Annotated in this window: 16 protein-coding genes, 1 pseudogene and 1 other annotated feature; of the genes and pseudogenes, 7 read left to right on the forward strand and 10 right to left on the reverse strand. The window is 41.3% G+C overall.

Annotation, left to right across the window (positions count from 1 at the left end):
- Nucleotides 1-35 precede the first annotated feature (35 nt).
- Nucleotides 36-788, reverse strand: a complete 753-nt coding sequence (locus ACWPW6_RS09295) for a YciC family protein (protein WP_154624646.1) — start codon at nucleotides 786-788, stop codon at nucleotides 36-38.
- Between the two features lie 421 nt (nucleotides 789-1,209).
- On the opposite strand from ACWPW6_RS09295, the gene ompW reads away from it, so the two are divergent.
- Complete coding sequence (gene ompW / locus ACWPW6_RS09300; protein ID WP_154635701.1) at nucleotides 1,210-1,845, forward strand: outer membrane protein OmpW; 636 nt, start codon at nucleotides 1,210-1,212, stop codon at nucleotides 1,843-1,845.
- 318 nt (nucleotides 1,846-2,163) lie between these two features.
- On the opposite strand, the gene ACWPW6_RS09305 is transcribed toward ompW, so the two are convergent.
- From ACWPW6_RS09305 to ACWPW6_RS09330, 6 genes and pseudogenes are all read right to left on the reverse strand, one after another.
- Nucleotides 2,164-2,478, reverse strand: coding sequence for a BON domain-containing protein (locus tag ACWPW6_RS09305; protein WP_154624934.1), 315 nt, complete (start codon nucleotides 2,476-2,478; stop codon nucleotides 2,164-2,166).
- A gap of 220 nt (nucleotides 2,479-2,698) precedes the next feature.
- Nucleotides 2,699-3,505, reverse strand: a complete 807-nt coding sequence (gene trpA, locus ACWPW6_RS09310; protein ID WP_154624935.1) for a tryptophan synthase subunit alpha — start codon at nucleotides 3,503-3,505, stop codon at nucleotides 2,699-2,701.
- Complete coding sequence (gene trpB / locus ACWPW6_RS09315; protein WP_154624936.1) at nucleotides 3,505-4,695, reverse strand: tryptophan synthase subunit beta; 1,191 nt, start codon at nucleotides 4,693-4,695, stop codon at nucleotides 3,505-3,507. Before trpB ends, trpA begins: the two co-directional genes overlap by 1 nt.
- Before the next feature lie 87 nt (nucleotides 4,696-4,782).
- Entirely contained in the window at nucleotides 4,783-6,144 is a 1,362-nt protein-coding gene (trpCF, locus tag ACWPW6_RS09320; RefSeq protein ID WP_163861555.1) for a bifunctional indole-3-glycerol-phosphate synthase TrpC/phosphoribosylanthranilate isomerase TrpF, read from the reverse strand.
- Nucleotide 6,145: 1 nt separating this feature from the next.
- Nucleotides 6,146-7,777, reverse strand: a pseudogene (trpD, locus tag ACWPW6_RS09325) (bifunctional anthranilate synthase glutamate amidotransferase component TrpG/anthranilate phosphoribosyltransferase TrpD).
- The gene (locus tag ACWPW6_RS09330) at nucleotides 7,777-9,351 is read right to left on the reverse strand and encodes an anthranilate synthase component 1 (protein WP_154624949.1); all 1,575 of its coding nucleotides are present in this window, start codon (nucleotides 9,349-9,351) and stop codon (nucleotides 7,777-7,779) included. The pseudogene trpD and the gene ACWPW6_RS09330 overlap by 1 nt, the downstream one beginning before the upstream one ends.
- 28 nt (nucleotides 9,352-9,379) lie before the next feature.
- Nucleotides 9,380-9,480, reverse strand: a sequence feature (Trp leader region).
- Between the two features lie 168 nt (nucleotides 9,481-9,648).
- Between ACWPW6_RS09330 and rnm the strand changes: the two genes are divergently transcribed.
- The 4 genes from rnm to ACWPW6_RS09350 all read left to right on the forward strand — a co-directional run bounded on the left by rnm (nucleotide 9,649) and on the right by ACWPW6_RS09350 (nucleotide 13,588).
- Entirely contained in the window at nucleotides 9,649-10,521 is an 873-nt protein-coding gene (rnm, locus tag ACWPW6_RS09335) for an RNase RNM (RefSeq protein ID WP_154624940.1), read from the forward strand.
- Between the two features lie 306 nt (nucleotides 10,522-10,827).
- Nucleotides 10,828-11,448, forward strand: a complete 621-nt coding sequence (locus tag ACWPW6_RS09340; RefSeq protein WP_154624941.1) for an L-threonylcarbamoyladenylate synthase — start codon at nucleotides 10,828-10,830, stop codon at nucleotides 11,446-11,448.
- 142 nt (nucleotides 11,449-11,590) lie between these two features.
- Nucleotides 11,591-12,508: a 23S rRNA pseudouridine(2605) synthase RluB gene (gene rluB, locus ACWPW6_RS09345; RefSeq protein WP_154624942.1), complete on the forward strand. Its 918-nt coding sequence runs from the start codon at nucleotides 11,591-11,593 to the stop codon at nucleotides 12,506-12,508.
- Nucleotides 12,509-12,679: 171 nt separating this feature from the next.
- Nucleotides 12,680-13,588, forward strand: coding sequence for a hypothetical protein (locus tag ACWPW6_RS09350; RefSeq protein ID WP_154624943.1), 909 nt, complete (start codon nucleotides 12,680-12,682; stop codon nucleotides 13,586-13,588).
- Between the two features lie 43 nt (nucleotides 13,589-13,631).
- Here ACWPW6_RS09350 and cobO read toward each other — a convergent pair whose 3' ends face one another.
- Together cobO and ACWPW6_RS09360 are read right to left on the reverse strand one after the other, a co-directional pair.
- Nucleotides 13,632-14,222, reverse strand: coding sequence for a cob(I)yrinic acid a,c-diamide adenosyltransferase (gene cobO, locus ACWPW6_RS09355; RefSeq protein WP_250000442.1), 591 nt, complete (start codon nucleotides 14,220-14,222; stop codon nucleotides 13,632-13,634).
- A gap of 4 nt (nucleotides 14,223-14,226) precedes the next feature.
- Nucleotides 14,227-14,991: a YciK family oxidoreductase gene (locus ACWPW6_RS09360; protein ID WP_154624945.1), complete on the reverse strand. Its 765-nt coding sequence runs from the start codon at nucleotides 14,989-14,991 to the stop codon at nucleotides 14,227-14,229.
- A gap of 179 nt (nucleotides 14,992-15,170) precedes the next feature.
- Between ACWPW6_RS09360 and sohB the strand changes: the two genes are divergently transcribed.
- Nucleotides 15,171-16,217 (forward strand): protease SohB, encoded by a 1,047-nt coding sequence (sohB, locus tag ACWPW6_RS09365; protein ID WP_163861558.1) that lies wholly within the window; start codon nucleotides 15,171-15,173, stop codon nucleotides 16,215-16,217.
- Between the two features lie 92 nt (nucleotides 16,218-16,309).
- On the opposite strand, the gene ACWPW6_RS09370 is transcribed toward sohB, so the two are convergent.
- Nucleotides 16,310-16,558 (reverse strand): DUF2498 family protein, encoded by a 249-nt coding sequence (locus ACWPW6_RS09370; RefSeq protein ID WP_154624946.1) that lies wholly within the window; start codon nucleotides 16,556-16,558, stop codon nucleotides 16,310-16,312.
- A gap of 290 nt (nucleotides 16,559-16,848) precedes the next feature.
- Here ACWPW6_RS09370 and topA point away from each other — a divergent pair, with 290 nt between their 5' ends.
- Nucleotides 16,849-19,443, forward strand: a complete 2,595-nt coding sequence (topA, locus tag ACWPW6_RS09375; RefSeq protein ID WP_250000444.1) for a type I DNA topoisomerase — start codon at nucleotides 16,849-16,851, stop codon at nucleotides 19,441-19,443.
- Nucleotides 19,444-19,617 lie beyond the last annotated feature (174 nt).

Below are 19,617 nucleotides of genomic sequence, written 5' to 3' on the forward strand. Positions count from 1 at the left end.
AGGTGCCGTTGAGCGTCATTTTTAATCAGTAATGATTACTTTTGAGTGATCAGCATATATAACCGATAAAAATACAACAACGCGAAAGCAGCAATGATGTTGTTGATGAAAAAGGACAACCCATTAGCAACGATGTGATTGAGTTGGAGTTTGTTAATTAATATGCTGACGAGCATTTGCGATGCCATCCAAATCAGAACCATCGGTAATACCACTCGCCAGTTGGCATAGGCCATTTTCCAACTTTTCCCCATTGCGCTAAAGGGATTAACATTTTCACTCATGAGTACCGCGGGGGCTAATGAGAAGCCAATAGCCAGCACTATCCCTGGGATCAGCATAATAGTGATGCCGAGTTGCACCAGCAAAGAGCAGACAACTAACAGCAAAAACATAGAAGGCGCTTTAGGTAAAGATGCTGATAACGCTTGAGTTGCGGTGATGTCTTCGCCACGGGATAACCCCGCAATATAGGATAAAACACCGCAAATCAAGATTAGGCTACCAAAGGTAACCGATAGGATAAGACCAAAAGAAACGCGTAAGATACTGCTTTTATCTTCTTCCGAAAGGTCTTGTACCCAATTTTGTAAGCCTGAATTTCCTGAATCAATTAATTGTGCCTGTGCATTATACAAAACGGCAAGCATATGGGCATTTGGTACCATTATTGCGTAAATCACAACACTGACAACCGTTGCTAACAGCACAATTGTGAATAGGCCACCCAACTGATTCTTGAAAAAATTCACACTATCATTGATGAGTGAGTTGGCCGAAATGGACATGTAACTGCTCCTATCTACAAAAACGGGACAAAATTTTAGGTGATTGTAACCGAGTATCTAACGTATAGGTAGAGAAAGTTCAGATAAGACGAGGGGTGAGCAAAAAAGGATAAATGCGGATTGTTATTTCATGAAGGACTATTGTTATCTTAAATAGATCTAACTCTGCATAAGATGCATTTAAAATATAATTTATATCTTTTGAATAAAATAACAAAAGCGAGGGATCAATTCTTATTTTAAACGTATACCTGACAAAAATTGATTTAAATCAAAATTAAAAAATTTATAAATGAAATAATAAATTCAACGTAGTCAGATTAGGTCATTTTTATTAAAAGATGTGATCTTGATTTGAACATTAAATAAAATTAAACGGTATATTTTATACCAAAATAAAAACACAGGAATGGGATTAATAATGAAAAAACTCACTGCGCTTGTCTTAGCTGCTGCAACTCTTGCACCAGCAGCTTCATTTGCTCATGAAGCTGGCGATTTTATTTTCCGTGCGGGTACTGCAACTGTTCGTCCAAATGCAGGATCTGAAGATGTATTAAATCTTGGTCACTTTAATGCGAATAATAATACTCAATTAGGTCTGACATTCAGCTACATGGTGACAGATAATATTGGTGTGGAATTATTAGCTGCGACACCATTTGAGCATAAAGTTAGTTTAGGTGAATTAGGTAATATTGCGACAGTCCATCATTTACCACCAACATTAATGGCGCAATATTATTTTGGTAGCAAAGAAGATAAATTACGCCCATACCTAGGTGCGGGTCTTAACTATACCTTCTTCTTTGATGAGAAATTCAATTCAGGTGCTAAACAGCTTGGTTTGAGCGACCTAGACCTATCAAGCTCATGGGGCTTTGCTGCACAAGCAGGTATGGACTACATGCTAACGGATAACTGGATGTTGAACGCTTCAGTTTGGTGGATGGATATCGACACTGACGTTAAATTCAAATTCCAAGGTGAGCAACATAAAATTGATACTCGCTTAGACCCATTTGTATTTATGTTTGGTGCGGGTTACCGTTTCTAATCAATTTGTATTGAAGACCTTAGATAATAGGTAAAAAATTAACTCTAATGGATGAGAGTGTCATCGTAAATCCGAGAATCTATATTCTCGGATTTTTTTATTAAGAAATAATATATCCGAAAAATAATCGCTGAGTTTTTATAAATCATCTGTCAGGAAATAATAAAGCCACATCTTTTAACAATAATTAAACATGCGCGTAACTCATTGCGTTATAATAAATGGCAGTGATCATTTTATTGAGATATATAAAATTAATTTAGGCTATCAATATCAGCCCAAATTGAGCTGATATTGATAAAATTGACAGGTAACCGTTTAGCGGATTTTCATTGAATCAATCACAGACTGAACGCCTTTGACCTTTTTCGTTGTTTCAATCGCTTTATTAGCGTCAGCTCTTGAATCAACAAAACCACTTAATTGCACTCGGCCTTTAAAGGTTTCAACACTAATTTGTGTTGATTTTAAATCCTTCTCAGCCAGTAGCGCTGATTTTACTTTAGTTGTAATGACGGTATCATCAATATAACCACCGGTACCTTCAGATTTGTCTGTTGGTGCGCAGGCCGCGAGTGTGAAAGCCATAAAGATAGCGACAAATAATGCACTAACGGATTTGAATAATTTCATCCTTTTATCTCCTAACGTTTCAAACTACAAAATACGTTGATTGTTAAGTCATCCAGCAAAAATTTATCAGAGACTATAGATCATGGTGTATCACTGATAATTTTAGTATCAGTAGAAAGCGAAAAAAATTCAACTTAAAGAAGAAAATAGTGGGTATAAAATAGATAGGGTAGACAGATTGCCATATAAGATATGGGCAATCTGTCGTTATGGTTACAGGTTATTTTTGTGTAGCTGCTTTCATTTTTCTCACAAATTGAGTTAATTCAGCTAGCATGATATCTGGGCGTTGCAGATTATTCTCAATAATTTTCACAACAGCAGAACCTGAAATCGCTCCCGCAGCGCCATTGGCAATGGCTTCACTGACTTGTGCTGGTTCAGAGATACCAAACCCTTGTAGAGCAGGGGCTGCCTGATATTGGCTTAATTGACTAATGAGGTTAGTCAATGGTATTTCAGCACGTTTTTCTGTCCCAGTGACACCAGCACGGGATAATAGATACGTATAACCTTCGCTATACTCCCCAATTTGCTTAATTAATGCTTCATCAGCATTGGGTGGGCAGATGAAAATGGGGGCAATACCGTGAGCAATTGCAGATTGACGAAATGGTGTTGATTCTCGCATAGGTACATCTGCAACTAATACAGAATCTACGCCAGCTTGCTGGCAACGCGAATAAAAATGATCAATGCCATTACTGAACACTAAATTAGCATAAACTAATAAGCCAATTGGCATGTCAGGATGTGTTTGTCTAATACGAGCTAAAAGTTCAAAACATAGCGTTGGTGTAATATCACTTTTAAATGCCCTTAAGTTGGCATTTTGAATGGTAGGCCCATCAGCAAGTGGATCCGAAAATGGAATACCAATTTCTAAGGCATCTGCGCCACCAGCAATTAAAGCATCAATGATTTTCAGCGAAAGTTCAGCGTCAGGATCACCTAATGTGACGAATGGAACGAATGCACCTTGGTTTACACTGCTCAAACGCTTAAAAAGTTGTGTATAGCGTTCCATTAGATTTCTCCCTTGCTTTTTAAAATATCGTGTACTGTAAAAATATCTTTATCGCCACGGCCCGATAGATTAACGATCAACAATTGCTCTTTATTTGGCTCTTGTTCAGCCAGCTTCAAGGCATAAGCGAGCGCATGAGATGATTCTAGCGCGGGGATGATCCCTTCTTTGCGAGATAACAGTTTAAAAGCCGTTAAGGCTTCATCGTCAGTAATAGAGACATAATCTGCTCGGCCAATACTATTCAAATGCGCATGCTGAGGGCCAACAGAAGGGAAATCCAGTCCTGCTGAAATTGAGTAAGACTCCTCGATTTGTCCTTCGTCAGTTTGCATCATGGGGGATTTCATTCCAAAGTAGATCCCAACACGGCCATGTTTAAGTGGGGCACCATGTTGACCGGTTTCTATCCCCAATCCGGCAGGTTCCACACCGATTAAACGGACATTTTCTTCTGGAATAAATGAAGCAAATAGACCAATCGCATTTGAACCACCGCCAATACAGGCGATGACGGCATCGGGTAAACGGCCTTCTTTTTCCAAAATTTGTTGTTTCGCTTCATCACCAATCATGCGTTGGAAATCGCGTACAATTGTTGGATATGGGTGTGGACCCGCTGCCGTTCCCAACAGATAATGCGCTTTGTCATAACTGCCAGACCAGTCTCTAAGCGCTTCATTACACGCATCTTTTAATGTCGCTGAACCACTGTGTACAGGAATGACTTCTGCGCCCATTAATTTCATGCGAAAGACGTTAGGTGATTGGCGTTCTACATCTTTTGCACCCATATAAATACGGCATTTCATATTAAGTAATGCGCAAGCGAGTGCTGTCGCTACACCATGCTGACCCGCGCCTGTTTCAGCGATAATCTCGGTTTTGCCCATTCTTTTAGCTAATAACGCTTGGCCTAATACTTGGTTGGTTTTATGTGCACCACCGTGTAGCAAGTCTTCACGCTTAAGGTAAAGCTTTGTTTTAGTACCGTCGGTTAAGTTTCGGCAGAGTGTGAGCGCCGTTGGTCGACCCGCATAGTTTTTGAGTAAGTCATGAAACTCTTTTATAAATTGAGGATCGTTTTGTGCGTCAATAAATGCATCTTCAAGCTGATTAAGCGCAGGGATTAAAATCTCTGGAACATATTGTCCACCAAATTCACCGAAGTAGGGGTCTAATTTACTCATTTTATTATTCATCTCTTTATGTCATGCGACTTAATTAGGGTTCAGTTTAGGGCGTTGAAGCCAAATATAATGCCAATCAATGGGACATTAGCTGGCTAAACAACTGAAAACTTGTTTGATCTTTGTCTCGCTTTTGATACCAGGTTCAACTTCGACACCGGAGTTAAAATCAAGGCCATTGCATAATAGTGTTGCCGCTTGTCGACAATTGTCAGCGTTTAATCCGCCGGCAACCATAACGCGGAACGGACTATGACTAGGTATTTTTTCCCAATCAAAGGTGTGTCCGCTGCCACCAGCGCCATTATCGAGAACGAGTAGGTCAATGGGTTGTCCTTCAAACTGACTAAAGTCAGGTTGCGACATGTTGACCGCTTTCCAAATTTCACAATGTTTAGGTAAGATAGCGCGCAGATTTTGCACATAGTCGATATCTTCATTGCCATGCAGTTGTACCGCGGAGAGTGCGAGTTGTTCTACCATGTGGGCAATAAAATCAGTAGATTGATCACGAAATACACCGACATATTGTAGAGGTACAGTATGGACAATCTGTTTTGCTTGTGACAGTGTCACTTTTCTCGGGGAGCTTTCAGCAAAAATCAGTCCTCCGTATGTTGCGCCAGCTGTGAGGGCGGCTTTAGCATCTTGGCCTCGAGTAAGTCCACAGACTTTATGTTCACCGATCAATAATTTTTGTAATCCTTTGTCGATATCCGCTTGTTCCATCAATGCACTGCCAATTAGAAAACCATTTACGTACTGGCTTAAGGCTTGAATATGTTGATGACGGTGAATACCTGACTCACTGATGATAATCGTCTCTTTTGGTAAACGTGGTGCGAGTTGACGCGTTCGGTTTAAATCTATCGAGAGGTCACGCAAATCACGGTTGTTAATACCGACAACGTGTGCTTTTAGCTTTATGGCGCGTTGTAATTCTTCTTCATTACTGACTTCGGTTAATACACCCATATTTAATTGGTGTGCGACGTCAGCGAGTGCAATATATTCCTCATCATTGACGACGGAGAGCATTAATAAGATAGCATCTGCCTGATAATACCGCGCAAGGTAAATTTGGTAAGGGTCGACAATGAAATCCTTACATAAAACCGGTTGTTTAACGGTATTGCTAACGATGGTCAGGTACGCCATATCACCTTGGAAGTACTTCTCATCGGTTAAGACAGAAATCGCGGAAGCATAGGGGGCATATATGTTGGCAATCACTGCCGGATCAAAGTCTTCTCTGATTAATCCTTTTGATGGCGATGCTTTTTTACATTCAAGTATGAAAGCCGGTTTTTTTGCTGATAAGGCTTCATAGAAACTGCGGCTAGCAGGGGTGACTTGACCAATGAAGCTATCCAAAGGCTGTTTAGCTTTGCGCGCCGCTAAATACGTTAGCTTATCATTAACAATTTTTTGTAATACAGTCGCTTTCATTTTATTGGTTCCTTGACGCTAGAGCAGTAACACGATCATACGCGGCACCACTACGAATAATATTTAGAGCATGTTCGCTATTGGCCTTGAGGTCTTCAAAGCCATTAATACGCATTAGCATGGCAACATTCGCTGCAACGGCGGCTTCGTGGGCAGGTTTTCCGTGACCCTGTAACAAATTGCTCAACAAAATCCGATTTTCATCGGGCGTTCCACCTTCTAGGTCAGACAGCTGATACGGTTGCAAACCAAAATCACTGGCAGTGAGCTGATAAAAAGATAAAGTTCCTTGATTGAGCTCTGCAACTTGAGTTGTTGCATGAAGAGAGACTTCATCCATTCCTCCACTGTGTACCACAGCTGCACGTGTAAAACCAAGCATTTGTAGCGTTTTTGCTACAGGTTCAACCAATGTTTCTTGATACACACCAATTAAGGCAATAGGTGGGCGTGCAGGATTAATCAGTGGCCCCAGTACATTGAATAAAGTTCGTGTTTTTAGTTGGGTACGTACAGGCGCCGCATGGCGAAAACCACTGTGATATTGTGGGGCAAATAAGAAACACACGCCTAATTCATCTAGTGCATCGCGCGCGCTTTGGGCACTTAAATCCAATGAAATACCAAAAGCAGCGAGTAAATCCGAAGAGCCTGAGCGGCTAGATACACTACGGTTGCCATGCTTAGCCACTTTAATACCCGCTTGTGCGGCAACAAAAGCACTGGCTGTAGAGATATTGATACTATTTGCACCATCACCTCCTGTACCGACAATATCGCTGAAGGGGTAATCAGGACGTGGAAAAGGTTGCGCATTTTCTAGGCAAGCCAATGCTGCACCAGCAATCTCTTCTGGTTGTTCACCACGCATTTTCATGCTGACTAATACACCGGCTAATTGCGCCTCAGTTAATTCACCGCGAATGATGGCATTAAATAATTGTTGGCTTTCTTGTTGTGTCAGCGCTTGGGCACGGAATAATTTATCGAAAATAGTTTGCATAATAGGTTCTCTCTTCCCTGGTTATAACGATGGTGTGATTGAGCAAGTTGGTGTTGAAAGAGCCCATGCCACGGTTTTTTCCAGTAAAATGGCACCTTCAGTGGTTAAAATAGATTCCGGATGAAATTGAAAACCACAAACACGGTCATGATCATTACGTACAGCCATCACCATGCCATTCGACTGTGCACAAATTGTTAATTTTTCAGGGATTTGACTACCCACTAATGAATGATAGCGAGCGACAGGAATTGGATTATCAAGTCCGCTAAACATCGCTTGTTGGTCATGTGTTGCCATAGACGATTTACCATGCAGAATTTCCCCAGCGGCAGAAACATGGCCACCATAAGCTTCGATAATCGCTTGATGACCTAAACAGATACCAATAATAGGTAACTTACCGATAACCTGTTGTAGAACGTCAGGCATACAGCCCGCATCACTAGGTTTACCCGGACCGGGAGAGAGCACGAGTAATGGCGATTCCATCTTATTGAGAACGGATAAAATATGTTCTGAACTCACCGTGTTACGATAAATAACGACTTGATGACCACCAGAGCGGAGTTGATCGACAAGGTTGTAAGTAAAAGAATCAACATTATCGAGTAATAGTATGTTAGCCATTAGAACAACTCCTCTGCTTGGTGGGCTTGGGCAATCGCGCGAATAACAGCACGAGCTTTATTACGTGTTTCATCAGCTTCACTTTGTGGTGATGAATCAAGTACTACACCACCTCCGGCTTGTACGGTAGCAATACCATTTTCGACATAAGCAGAACGGATGACGATGCAAGTATCAAAATCGCCTTTACCGGTAAAGTAACCAACCGCGCCACCATAAGAACCGCGGCGCTCTTGCTCATATTCCGCGATTAATTGCATCGCTCTGACTTTAGGTGCCCCCGTCAGTGTTCCCATGTTCATACACGCTTGATAAGCATGAAAGATATCGAGGTCATCACGTAGCGTACCGACAACTTGCGAAACAAGGTGCATGACGTATGAGTAACGATCCACTTTGGTTAAATTCGCCACATAACGGCTACCTGGGGTACAGATACGCGCGAGGTCATTACGTGCTAAGTCCACGAGCATAAAATGTTCGGCTAATTCTTTATGATCAGTTCGCATTGACAGTTCAATACGACTATCAAGGTCTAAATCAATCTTACCTGAAGCATCGCGACCGCGAGGACGCGTGCCAGCGATGGGGTAGATTTCGACCTTACGGCTACTCGCATTGTATTTCAGCGCACTTTCGGGTGAGGCTCCGAATAGCGAAAAATCATTGTCTTGCATAAAAAACATATAAGGACTCGGGTTCTGTGCTTTCAGTTTTTGATATGCGATTAATGGGTAAGGGCAAGGCATTGAAAATTTACGTGATGGTACAACTTGAAATATATCACCACGATAAATCGCTTCTTTCATCGCATTGACCACAGCACCGTATTGCTCATCACTTTTATTGGTTTTTACGCTGAATTTTTCCGCCTCACCTAATGGTAGAGGGGATAAAAATGGACGGCATGCGGCAATGATTTGGTTATGTCGTTGCGTCACCGTTTGAATATGTTCATCAACAGTTGAAAAAAGACAACTTTTTAGGCGAGCAGCCTGATTTTGATGGTCGATCACTAAATAGTGTTCAGCGACAAAGAAGCAGTAATCTGGGCAACGATTGATATTTTTCACTTCTGGCAGTGATTCAAAACTGGCGATCAAGTCATAAGCAAATAGCCCACCGACAAATAAATTGTCACTTTGGTGTGAATTAGCCTGTGCCAGTGTTGGTAGCAAACGTAATACATCTAAGCATGATGGGCTTTTTAAACGACTGTCTTCATCGAGATCACTGCTAGGCTGCTTAAAGGAGACGGTCAAATGTTGGGCGGATAATTCACAATGTTGTGCTTTATCTGCTAAGTGTGTTGCGAGCACAGGGAGTAATTGGCAGCCATTATCGGTGAGTGCGTCGATTTCTACACGTTGACCAAACGCTCGAATGCGTAGAGCACTGTCAACAATCAGCAAGCTTTGTAAGTTTGCTTTACTATTGATTTCGGCAGATTCTAATAGCATCGTCGCCGGCGTATCCTGACACAGATGATGAAATAGCAATGTAGGGTCTTGCTGGTAGTTAATTGGGCTATCCAGAAAACTAAAATGTGGTAATGTTGTGTTTTGGTTATTCATTTTATTGCCTTTTATATTGTTTTTAGACATAAAAAAACCCGCTGATAAAGGCGGGTTTGGCACTAAGGCATATCAAATTTATGCGTGTGCGACTTCCGCCCAATTTGGGAAGTTACGCCACCAACGATTTGATAAATTAATGATAGCCATAAGTGCCTCTCTGGATAATCAAACTAATATCGGCTAGCAAGCCGTCCTGTGTACTAGTAAACTGGATCGCATTGATTGTGTCAAGCTGTTTATTATTTATATTTAGGAAAAATATCCAGAAATTGGAAAAAAGGAGAAAAACACCTCATGTCACAATTTTCGAGTCCATTAATTACTCGGTATGATTTACATTGCCATACGAATGCCTCCGATGGCGATTTATCCCCAAGTGACGTGATTGAGCGTGCGATTGATATGGGAATTGATGTGCTGTCCATCACCGATCACGATACATGTGAAGGGGTTATTGAGGCGCGTGAATACCTTGAACAAACACAACGGCCTCTAACACTCATTAATGGCGTTGAAATTTCAACGCTATGGGAAAATATTGAGATTCATATTGTTGGATTAAATTTTTCACCTACTGCGCCGTCAATGGTTCAATTATTAAAGCAACAGTCTCAGCTACGTTTAGAACGTGGGATCGAAATGGGTCGGCGTTTACAAAAAGCGGGCATACCGGATGCATGGGAAAATGCATTGCAAATTGCAACAGGTGGGCAGGTGACCAGAGCACATTTTGCACAGTATTTAGTGAAAATAGGCAAAGAAAAAAATATTAATAATGTCTTTAAACGCTATTTATCAAAAGGGAAGATAGGGTATGTTCCGGCCAAATGGTGCAGTATTGATGATGCAGTGAATGCCATTCATCAATCAGGAGGCGTTGCAGTACTCGCTCATCCATCGAAATATCAACTATCCAATAAATGGATCAAACGGTTAGTTGCCTATTTTAAGCAGTCTCAAGGGGATGCGATGGAAGTATCTCATTGCCAACAACCCGCAAACGAGAAGCAATATTTAGCGGAATTGGCTCTATTAAATGATTTAAAAACCTCTGTGGGGTCGGATTTTCATCGCCCTTGTTCATGGATAGAGTTAGGTCGTAACCTTTGGTTGCCGGATGACCAACAGGCTGTCTGGACCCTATGGAATGAGGTGAAAACAGCATAAACCGTTGATGTATAATAAATACGGTGTAAAATATACGCATTATACTTAAGTGGATTCAGGTTAAGTTGCTTATTTTCTATCGCGATAGAGAGAAAAATTTAATGGTGGAGAGGTGACGTTATTTGGCGCTTCTGGGTCATTGAATTGGCACACGATAAGCAAGTTAACTTGTTAAAAACTAACCTAATCATTCAGTGAACATATCATGACAGGTGTGTGCACTAGGGTAAATAATTAATAAAAGATAGTACCATTTTAAGGTTTTTTACCGGATGATGCTGTCAATACTAAAGATCAGAGGTCTGTATGAGTCAGTTTTTTTATATCCATCCGGATAATCCACAAGCACGGCTAATTGCGCAAAGTGTTGAAATTATAAATAAAGGTGGTGTGATTGTTTATCCGACGGATTCTGGTTATGCGATAGGGTGTCGTTTAGAGGAAAAAGATGCGCTGCAACGCATTTGCCGTATACGCCAACTGGATGCAAATCATAACTTCACCTTAATGTGTCGTGATCTTTCTGAACTCTCCAATTACGCCCATGTTGATAATACGGCATTTCGTTTAATCAAAAACAATACACCGGGTAATTACACGTTTATTCTTCGTGGCACAAAAGAGGTTCCGCGCCGTTTGATGAATGAAAAGCGTAAAACAATTGGGTTAAGAGTGCCATCAAACCCAATTGCTCGTGATTTGCTTGAAGCCGTTGGTGAACCATTAATGTCAACCAGCCTGATAATGCCAGGAGATGATTTTACGCAATCCGATCCTGAAGAAATCCGTGACGTACTGGGTAAACAGGTCGATTTAGTTATCCATGGAGGCTATATTGGCCAGAAACCAACGACGGTCATTGATTTAACTGACGATAGCCCAGTTGTTGTCCGTGTTGGCACCGGTGACCCATCTCCGTTCGAATAACGTTAAGTTCGATATATGGATTAATAATAGGGGATCTCCATAAACCTGTGTATAATGCGCAGGTTTTCCAATTCGTTATTTTTTGTCATCATTATTGACGAAAAATTATCTGACGCCTGTGAAGGCGACATTTGAGGGTTATATGAGCGCCAAACCGCAAAAAACTGAAAAGTTACAAAAAATTCTTGCCCGTTCAGGGCATGGCTCCCGCCGTGAAATCGAATCCTTTTTAAAAGAAGGGCGCATCAGTGTCGATGGTAAAATGGCCACGTTAGGTGATCGCATTGAAGTTAAATCATCGACAAAAATTAGATTAGATGGGCGTATTTTAGCGATAAAAGAAGCTGAAAAAGAGATCTGCCGTGTCATGGCTTACTATAAACCTGAAGGGGAGTTATGTACTCGTCATGACCCTGAAGGTCGCCCGACAGTCTTTACCCGTTTACCAAAACTTGTTGGTGCACGCTGGATTGCTGTTGGACGTCTTGATGTTAATACAAGTGGATTATTACTGTTTACGACAGACGGTGAGCTGGCAAACCGTTTGATGCATCCAAGTCGTGAAGTTGAACGTGAATATGCTGTGCGTGTATTTGGTGAAATTACCGATGCGAAAATACGTCAGCTAACTCAAGGTGTTCAACTTGAGGATGGTCCCGCAGCATTTAAAACAGTTTCATACCGAGGTGGTGAAGGTATGAACCAATGGTATAACGTTACTTTAACGGAAGGACGTAACCGTGAAGTGCGTCGCTTATGGGAAGCCGTTGGTGTACAAGTTAGCCGCCTGATCCGTGTAAGATATGGTGATATTGACCTACCAAAAGGCTTACCACGTGGTGGTTGGACAGAACTGGGACTGGAACAAACCAACTACTTAAGAGAGCTGGTGGAACTGGAGCCAGAAACGGAAACGAAAGTGGCGGTTGAACGTGACCAACGACGTATTAAAGCGAATCAAATCCGTCGTGCAGTTAAACGTCATTCACAAGTCGCTTCAAGACCGGCCTCTAAACGCCAATCATCTAGACCGACAGCGAAGCGCCGTACACGTATCTAACGATATTTGGATTTATTATTTCTTTAAAAAAGGTTATAGAATTTTCTATAACCTTTTTTATTAATTCTAGTAATGTATTTGTCACAAAATGATAAAAACGTATTTGAGAATACCCGGTGTTTACGGTACTTTCATTGGCTGTAAGGATAGAATAAAAGGTTATTGTCTTCTATGATTGGTTTTCGATTAATCAAGACGTTGCTAGTCGTTAGTTTAGGCTTCAGTATTAGCGCTTGTGATGATCCCAAAACGATAACATCTGAAAGTGGGCGTTTTTATTTTACAAACGATTCATCAGAAAGTTTGATATTTTTTATCGATTACCAGCCGATCGTTATTCCACATCAAGGGGTGGGCAGTATTCTATTACGGCCAGGGCCGCATTTGATGACGACAATGTCAGGCAAAGCTGTACAATTTATTGTGTACCCAGGCAATAAAGGCGGCATTCTCAATCCCAATAAGCAAATTTATTATACATACAGTTTTGTTCATGGCACTGAAGGTATTCCTTCTATTCATCATTTAAAGAAACAATCCTTAGTCGTGAATGGTTATCTGCTAAATGGTAGAATCAATAGTAGTAATGATTATATTATTGATAATAATGTGTTTAATTGTGATTTTCACGTTGGGGAAGCGGTGCCTGAAGAGATAAACAGCTCGACAACAGTCAGCCAAGTGAAAACGAAATGTTTGACGCATAAAGAATTAGTAGACTTAATTCATCAAGAGGATGGATTGATATCACAGCTTATTGTGAAAAAAATGGTGAATCACGCCAATCAATCAGTGACAGTTCATTTTGATTACCCTCTCACTCAACCCGATTTCTCAGATGAGGCCTTGCAGCTGCATGCTCAAGAGGTGGTTAATCTGATCGATAGCTTCCGGCGTTCACTCGATCCGCAAAGAAAGCAATTTTATTACAATCAATATCATAATAAAATTTCGCATATGGCGATCATTTATAGCCAAATGGGGAGCGATAGAAGCTCATTACAAGAAAAACGTAAATATGCTGAATTTATGCAGCAAACACGCGCGATATTTGGTGCTGGTACGTTGATGTATCACTAAGTTGCCGATACGCGAGTGAGCCTACCGGCAGTTGAAAAGAGAGTTACCAATCTATCCCTTTTTGGGCTTTTATACCGGCATCAAATGCATGTTTGACAGGGCGCATTTCTGTTACAGTATCGGCTAAATTGAGTAAATCACGATGACAGCCTCGTCCCGTAATAATCACTGATTGATTTTCAGGCCGATGAGTGAGGGCATGTATCACGACTTCTAGCGGCAGATAATTGTAGCTAATCATATAAGTGATTTCATCAAGCACAACCAAATCGATTAATGGGTCGGTCAGTAACTGTTGTGCATGATGCCATGTATCAAGGCAGGCAAGGGTATCGGCTTCACGATCTTGGGTCTCCCATGTAAAACCTGTGGACATGACATGAAAAGCGACACCATGAGGTTGCAATAATTCACGTTCACCGTTATCCCAGCTGCCTTTGATAAATTGCACTACCGCCGCTTTTTGGCCATGACCTACCGCTCGGCAAACTGTACCAAATGCCGCGGTTGTTTTGCCTTTACCGTTCCCTGTAAAAACAAGCAAAATGCCTCGCTCTAATTGAGCGGATTCAATTCGAGCATCGACTTTTTCTTTTAGACGTTGTTGGCGTTCTTCATGTCGACTTTGAGACATAAAATCACTCCGTTGCCTTGACTTGTTGAGCCGGTTGAGCATCAAAACTAATGCCAGTTTTACGTAAGCTATCATTACTCATCAAGAATAGATAGATTGGCATGATATCAGCGGGGGCTTTGATGGTCATTGGATCTTCATCTGGCGCAGCGCTAGCACGCATACTGGTTCGTGTACGTCCTGGATTAATGCAATTCACACGTAAGCCAGTATTTTTATACTCCTCTGAGAGAATCTGCATTAGGCCTTCAGTCGCAAATTTAGAAACAGAGTAAGCTCCCCAGTCTGCGCGGCCTTTTTTACCTACGCTGGAACTGGTGAAAACAAGGGATGCGTTTGGCGCTTTCAATAATAGAGGAAGCAAAACTTGAGTTAACATAAATGAAGCATTAACGTTGACCTGCATAACATCATGCCATAAGTCAGCGGGCTGCTCGATGATTGGTGCTACAACACCCAATAGCCCAGCGTTATGTAACACGCCATCAAGATAAGGGTGCTTTTTAGCAATTTCATCGGCTAACTCAACATACTGTTCATAAGGGGCTGTTAATAGGTCTAATACATAGATATCAGCCGCTTTGCCAGTGAGTTTTTCGATTTCTTGGCTAACGCTTTCAAGCTTATGTTTTGTTCTACCTACAAGGATTAAAGAGGCACCGAAGCGGGCATAGGTTAATGCGGCTTCACGGCCAATACCATCACCGGCCCCAGTAACTAAAAGGGTTTTACGACTTAGCAGGTCATGTTTGGGTTGATAGTGGAGCATAGTATTTTTCCTATCCTATTTGTTAACAGTTACGATATCATCTCATTGATTGATGCTATTGGCTAATGTAGCGTAGAGATTTAAGTGAAATTACGATAAAAAGCAGAGTTATTTTACTGGTTGTTTAAGAGCAATCATGAGACTATTTTTATCAAGATAAACATGAGAAGGATGATTTTGTGGAGTATTTCTCTCTGTATGGACTATTTTTGGCAAAAGTTGTCACGATAGTCGTTGCGATTATCGCACTAGCCGTTTTTGTTTTTGGTGTTGGAATGCGTCGCCAAGGTGGTAGAGGTGAGCTAAAACTTACTGATTTAGGTGAGAATTATCGTGAGCGCCAACGCCAAATGCAGCAAGTTAAAATGAATGCATCTGAGCATAAAGTTTGGATGAAAGCATTTAAGAAACAACAAAAGGTGCAGGAAAAAAATGAAAAAGCAGGGGCTAAAATAGGTCAAACGACAGTTAAAAAGCCTTGTTTATATGTTTTAGACTTTAAAGGCAGTATGGATGCGCGAGAAGTGAATTCTTTAAGAGAAGAAGTCAGTGCTATTCTGGCTGTGGCAGAAGCTCATGATGAAGTTTTATTACGTCTTGAAAGCCCAGGTGGGATGGTGCATGGCTATGGTTTGGCTGCATCGCAACTTTCGCGCATTAAAGAAAAAAATATTCCGTTAACGATAGCTGTCGATAAAGTTGCGGCAAGCGGTGGCTATATGATGGCCTGTATCGCGAATAAAATTGTTGCGGCTCCCTTTGCTATCCTAGGATCAATAGGCGTGGTTGCTCAAGTACCTAATATCCACCGTTTGTTAAAAAAACATGATGTTGATGTTGAGTTACATACAGCGGGTGAATACAAACGTACGTTAACTATGTTAGGTGAGAATACCGAACAAGGGCGTAAGAAGTTTGTTGAAAACCTTAATGAAACTCATGAGTTATTTAAGCAGTTTGTTCATCAAAACCGCCCATCATTGGATATCGATGCGGTTGCGACTGGCGAATACTGGTATGGTAGTCAAGCACTTGAGAAAGGGTTGATTGATCAAATTGGTGTCAGTGATGATATTATTATTTCTGCGGTAGAAACCAAAGAAATAATCAGTGTTCGTTATACTCAAAGTAAAAAAATGTTAGAAAGGTTTACGGGGAGTGTTTCTGAAAATGTCGATAAGTTGTTATTACGCTGGTGGCAGCGTGGTCAGAAACCATTTATGTAATTAAATTGAGATTAAGTTTTCTCGCAAAAAATACATTTCATAACTATTATTAATTACCGGCTAAAAGCCGGTAATTTTTTGCTTAGGCATTATTACTTAAGGCGATACTGTTCAGACAGTATATGTGATAGATGTTTATACATATTGAAAGCCGCGGCACTTTTGGTTGTTGGAATACCATTGGCATCGAGAAAAGATTCACCTTTAAAGACTAAAGTGTCACGGTGTTGCTCGACGGTATGAACGAACATCCCATGAATGAAGTCATCATGCTTCCTTATGATCTCATTGGCTTTTTCTAGAAGTTCATTTTGTGTTATAGATTGAATATTGTTATCCATAAGTTAGCCCCATAAAAAAAATAATTGGTTGCGTCTGGCGTTTTATCAGGTAGAGTGTGTGCTTTTCGTTAGCCATAATTAGTTATTATACGGCTAAAATCAGTCAGCTAGCACACTTTGTATTCTTTTTAGCATAGCGTGATTGGTCTGGTAGTTTTTGCTTAAACGCAAACTATTTAAAGAAATTATATTGATATATTGCAATTGTGCCGCAATATAAAAAAGAGATTTTCATTTTGTGCATTTTAATGTAGAAATGCGCCATTGTAGAAATTTAGGTAAAGGTAAATATGGGTAAAGCTCTTGTTATCGTGGAGTCCCCGGCAAAAGCCAAAACGATCAATAAGTATCTTGGCAGTGGCTACGTTGTAAAAAGCAGCGTTGGCCACATTCGCGATCTGCCGAAAAGCGGGTCCGGCTCACAAAAGAGTACAGGCTCATCTACCGACAAAACTAAAAAGGTTAAAAAAGACCCTCAAACAGCGCTTGTGAAACGTATGGGGGTTGATCCTTACCATGGTTGGAAGGCGAATTACCAGATATTGCCAGGTAAGGAAAAAGTCGTTTCTGAATTACAAGCGTTAGCGGAAGATGCAGATCATGTCTATCTTGCGACGGACCTTGACCGTGAAGGGGAAGCAATTGCATGGCATTTACGCGAAGTGATTGGAGGTGATGATTCTCGCTTCAGTCGTGTCGTGTTCAATGAAATTACTAAAAATGCGATTACTCAAGCATTTGAAAACCCAGGTGAGTTAAACATTGACAGGGTCAATGCTCAACAAGCACGCCGTTTTATGGATCGTGTTGTGGGTTATATGGTATCGCCTTTATTGTGGAAAAAAGTCGCGCGTGGTTTATCCGCGGGGCGTGTGCAATCCGTTGCGGTACGTTTGATTGTTGAACGTGAACGTGAAATTAAAGCGTTTGTGCCGGAAGAGTATTGGGAGCTTCATGCAGATCTTGCTGACAAAAATATTGCAGCATTACGTATGGAAGTCACACACCAATTAGGTAAACCTTTCAAGCCAGTTACAAAAGCTCAGACCGAAGCGGCGGTGAGCGTGCTTGAAAAAGCTCGTTTTCAAGTTGTTGATCGTGAAGATCGACCAACGTCAAGTAAACCAAGCGCACCTTTTATCACATCGACATTACAACAGGCGGCAAGTACTCGCCTAGGTTTCGGTGTGAAAAAAACCATGATGATGGCTCAGCGTCTTTATGAAGCGGGTTATATCACTTATATGCGTACTGACTCAACGAACTTGAGCCAAGACGCAATCAATATGGCGCGTGGTTACATCAATGACAATTTTGGTGAGAAATATTTACCAAAAGAAGCTAACGTTTACACGAGCAAAGATAATTCGCAGGAAGCTCACGAAGCAATTCGTCCGTCAAGTGTTGATGTCTTAACTGATTCACTAAAAGACATGGAAGCTGATGCGAAAAAACTTTACCAGTTGATTTGGAATCAATTTGTGGCTTGTCAGATGACACCTGCAAAATATGATTCGACGACATTAACGGTGAAAGCGGGTGATTTTGAGCTAAAAGCCAAAGGGCGTACTTTGCGTTTCGATGGTTGGACGCGTGTCATGCCTGCTCTGCGTAAAAACGATGAAGATAAAACATTGCCACCAATTCAGGTGGGCTCTGAATTGTCACTCGTTGAACTGCTACCAAGTCAGCACTTTACTAAGCCTCCAGCACGTTTTAGTGAAGCCTCTTTGGTTAAAGAGCTCGAGAAACGTGGCATTGGTCGCCCATCAACTTATGCGGCAATTATCTCGACTATTCAAGATAGGGGTTACGTTAAAGTTGAAAACCGCCGTTTCTATGCAGAAAAAATGGGTGAAATCGTCACTGATAGATTGGAAGAAAACTTTAACGATCTGATGAACTACGATTTCACGGCACGTATGGAAAATCAACTTGACCATATTGCTAACCATGAAGCTGAATGGAAAGCCGTGTTAGATGAATTCTTCTCTGACTTTAGCAAGCAGTTGGATATTGCAGAGAAAGAGCCTGAAGAAGGTGGAATGCGTACTAACCCAATGGTGATCACATCAATTACTTGTCCTGATTGTGAACGTCATATGGGAATTCGTACTGCATCAACCGGTGTATTCCTTGGTTGTGAAGGCTACGCGCTTCCACCAAAAGAACGTTGTAAGAAAACCATCAATTTGATACCTGAACATGAAGTATTGAATATACTTGAGGGTGATGATGCGGAAACTAATGCGTTACGTGCTAAGCGCCGTTGCCCGAAATGTGGCACAGCGATGGATAGCTACTTGATTGATAATCAACGTAAATTGCATGTTTGCGGTAATAACCCAGCCTGTGAAGGTTATGAGATTGAAGAGGGTGAATTCCGTATTAAAGGCTATGATGGCCCTGTCATTGAATGTGACAAATGTGGTTCTGAAATGCACCTAAAAACAGGGCGCTTTGGGCCTTATATGGGATGCACAAATGAAGAGTGTAAAAACACGCGTAAGATCTTAAAAAATGGTGAGATTGCCCCACCAAAAGAAGATCCGGTTCCCTTGCCTGAATTGCCATGTGAGAAATCAGACGCTTATTTTGTGTTGCGTGATGGTGCTGCTGGGGTATTTCTTGCGGCAAACACGTTCCCTAAATCGCGTGAAACTCGAGCACCTCTGGTGGAAGAACTGCAACGCTTCAAGGACCGATTGCCTGAAAAGCTAAAATATTTAGCAGATGCGCCAGCGCAAGACCCAGAAGGTAATCCAACAGTGGTACGTTTTAGCCGTAAAACCAAGCAACAATATGTCTCTTCTGAGAAAAATGGCAAAGCGACGGGTTGGAGTGCATTTTTTGTAGAAGGTAAATGGGAAGCAAAAGAGAAGTAACATTCTTTATATTGCACCTCTAAAAGCCAAAGGCGATAGACGATTCTATCGCCTTTTTCTCTGTAAGAACTCAAATAATTTTCAGGGGTGACATAGGGTTCATCCTCTCTCCCTGAAATCCCATCTTTGATGAACGGTTTATTATTTTATCACTTTTCAGGCGCAGTCTTAAAA

The organism is Providencia sp. Marseille-Q8014, from assembly GCF_965112055.1.